Origin of the sequence: Pedobacter sp., assembly GCF_045628745.1 — a bacterium.
GTDB lineage: Bacteria > Bacteroidota > Bacteroidia > Sphingobacteriales > Sphingobacteriaceae > Pedobacter.
In genome coordinates, this window is sequence record NZ_JAZQPU010000297.1 from 1 (window position 1) to 3,165 (window position 3,165).

4 protein-coding genes are annotated in these 3,165 nt (G+C 38.8%); 3 read left to right on the plus strand and 1 reads right to left on the minus strand.

Going from position 1 to position 3,165, the window contains the following annotated elements:
- Positions 1 to 534, minus strand: a 534-nt coding sequence (locus tag ACR2F7_RS10970) for a histidine kinase (protein ID WP_432713606.1), incomplete at its 3' end; no start/stop codon positions are given.
- Between the two features lie 348 nt (positions 535 to 882).
- Between ACR2F7_RS10970 and ACR2F7_RS10975 the strand changes: the two genes are divergently transcribed.
- From ACR2F7_RS10975 to ACR2F7_RS10985, 3 genes are all read left to right on the plus strand, one after another.
- On the plus strand, positions 883 to 1,056 hold the full coding sequence (locus ACR2F7_RS10975; protein ID WP_432713607.1) for a hypothetical protein: 174 nt from the start codon (positions 883 to 885) through the stop codon (positions 1,054 to 1,056).
- A 345-nt stretch (positions 1,057 to 1,401) separates the two neighbouring features.
- Positions 1,402 to 1,779, plus strand: a complete 378-nt coding sequence (locus tag ACR2F7_RS10980) for a BlaI/MecI/CopY family transcriptional regulator (protein ID WP_432713608.1) — start codon at positions 1,402 to 1,404, stop codon at positions 1,777 to 1,779.
- Positions 1,776 to 3,165, plus strand: a 1,390-nt coding sequence (locus tag ACR2F7_RS10985) for a M56 family metallopeptidase (protein ID WP_432713609.1), incomplete at its 3' end; no start/stop codon positions are given. The genes ACR2F7_RS10980 and ACR2F7_RS10985, both read left to right, overlap by 4 nt.

Here is a 3,165-nt window from a genome sequence, read left to right on the forward strand (position 1 = left end):
GTTGTTTAAAGAATTGAAGAGAAAATGAGGGTTGAGCTGCGACTTTAAAAACTGAAGTTCCATGTCCTTTTTTTCACTCTCCAGCTGGCGTTGAACCCTCTCATTGCCAAACCAGTCTACGGCAAACTTAATCAGCGCGCTAATGACAATAAAAAAACCCGAAATAAATACAGACCTTAATATATATTGTGGCAGACCTGTAAACACCTGTTCTCCTACTTCATTGGTATATGTCAATACAATATCACTGTATAACAAGGCCACCAGCGTTTTAAGGATACCCATAAATATAATGAGCAGCACAATGGATATGATATAGAGGCTATACCTTTTGCGATCCCTTACCAGCTGCGGAATCAGCAACATATAGTTAATGTAAAAAATAGAGATGTTGATAAGCCCATAATACCCAAAATGGACCAGTAGCTCATAGCCGGTACTTTTTTGCTTACTGCTGATGATGGCCAACATGCAAATCATCCCCAGGAATAACCAGAAGATAATATGAATAATAATATGGCCTTTGTATTTCATGAGTGTGTTCAATATTAATCATGAGGCGGTCAGCAGTATCATCTATTGCTTTTGACACGTGTTTACTCATGAGGATTACGTTCGTCATACCTTGTCTTTATTAACCTGTAAGCTTAGCTTACCTGCGTTCTTAAAACAAAATTAACCGGTTCTAAAATAAAAAAACTAATCCTGTATAAGCGCAGTCTTTCGACGAACGGGCAATTTTATTCTACGAAAGCTCAAAAACAGGCAAAATGACAAAAAATAAGCTATTTGAGCGTTGATCTAGAATAAAAGAGGCTTGGTCTAAAAGATTTTAGCAGCAATTTATTTATGGTTCTATTTGTTCTATCAAAACGAATCATTATGAAAAAGTTAGCAAACGTTTCGCCATTTATACTCTTATTAGTCCCTGTTTTTGTGATGATGTTATTAACCTTCACCACCAGCATCAACAGTAATGCTGAACAAGAGCACATTGTTAAGAGCAAAGTAAACACTGAAAGTTCATTGTTAAAAGTAAGCACTTCCTTTAAATAAGCGAAGGAATTGCTTACTTGTTTAAACAATCTCTCCTCTCTTCGCCTCTTTGCCTGCCCACAGCCAGGAGATCAAAGAAGAATATGCTTTAGCATAAGAAATCTTATGCCGAAGAACTCCTATATAAAACTTCTGTTCCATAGTTAGACTAGTTGTGTCCTACACCTCGGTCATCCTTACTGCCAGAAAAGCTTAAGCTTTCCCATTTATGATACAAACACAATTATGCTACTTTATAATTGCGTCTGCCAAAATCCTATCAACTAAAAAATTAGTTATAAAAAACTTGTATAACTAACTTTTTAGTTATAGCTTTATTAAACCTAATTAAAGCTATATAAAACCATGGAAATAAAAGACTTAACCAAAGCAGAAGAGCAGCTGATGCAAATCATCTGGCAGCTCGACAAATGCTTTGTCAAGGATGTGATGGATCACCTCCCCGAGCCAAAACCTGCCTATAACACGGTGTCAACCATTATCAGAATTTTGGAAACGAAGGGATTTGTAGACCATCATGCAATTGGCAAGGCCCACCAGTATTATCCCTTGATCAGCAAAGAAGATTACAAACGTTATGCGACCTCAAAGCTATTGGACAATTACTTTGAGAACTCCGTAGAAAGCATGTTCTCCTTTTTTGTGAAAGAAGAAAAGCTCGACTTGAGTGATGTTGATGAGATCTTAAAAATGATTAATAAAATGAAAAACCGACCAAGATGAACTGGGCACATTATCTTTTGCAGGCCAATATTTACCTGGTGGTATTTTACGCCTTTTACAAGCTGCTCCTTGATAAAGAAACTTACTTTATCCTGAACCGGATATACCTTATGGCTGCCGGTATCCTTTCCTTCAGCTTGCCTTTTATCAAGGTCAAATGGTTCAGCGAACAAACGGTGGTGCAACCCGTATATGAAAGTGCCAGCCACTTGAACCAACTGATCGCTGAAGCCACTACCCTCCCTGATGAGACAGTCATGTCGCCCGGACAGCTCATTGCCCTGGTGTATCTGGGAGGTCTGCTCTTCTTTCTGTTGAAATTTATATTCCAATTGTTAAAAGTAAAAAAGCTGCTTAAAGTAACAACCGCAGGTGCCGCCTTTTCCTTCTTTAACCGAACCGTCATTGATCCAAATTTACAAGGCGTAGACACCATACAACACCACGAAGATGTACATAGCCAGCAATACCACTCTGTAGATGTATTGTTCATCGAGCTCATGGGCATCATTAACTGGTTTAATCCCATCATCTACCTCTATAAACACAGCCTTAAAAGCATCCATGAATATTTGGCAGATGAGCAAGCTGTTCAATTCATGGGCGATAAAGAACAATATGCCCTTTTATTAGTCAGCAAAGCCCTTGGCGTACCTGCCAGCAGCCTGACTAACAGCTTTTTCAACAAACCACTCCTTAAAAAAAGAATCTTTATGCTTTATAAAAGAAAATCAACCAAAACCGCCCTACTAAAATATGGCCTGTTTGTGCCTTTATTTGGCCTCGCTTTAATGTTGTCGTCAGCTACAATCAGCGAAAATGAAAAATTAAAAGCGCTAAGCGAGCAAATTCCTCTTGACAAGCCGTTAGCCCTCGTAGGTGAATTAAGTCCTTTACAAGATGGCTGGAAAGACTTTTATACGCATTTGAGCAGCACCATCGCATTGCCTAACCTGTCTAATGGTAAATGGCTTAACGGAAGCACGAATGTACGCTTCACCATTAAAGATGGAAACGTTGAAAACATCGGTATCGTTGGAAAGCCCATTGGATCTGGTGCCGACGCTGCTGTGATTCAACAGGTGCTGGCTTATAAAAAGTTTGATACATCGAAGAATGGTAACTATGTGCTTACCGTTGCTTTCAAAGACAGCCAAAACAGCACTTCAAAAGTGGAAGAAGTTTCACTTAAAGGGTATACGCGATTGGAACCCATTACAATCGTTGAAGATTCAAAAGTCTATGACTTTGTTTCTATCGATAAACAGCCTTCGTTTCCTGGCGGTATGGCTAAGTTTTATGAATACCTTAAACAGTCTATTAAATATCCGGCAGAGGCAAAAGCCAACAATGTAAATGGAAAAGTGTTTCTCTCCTTTATTGTGG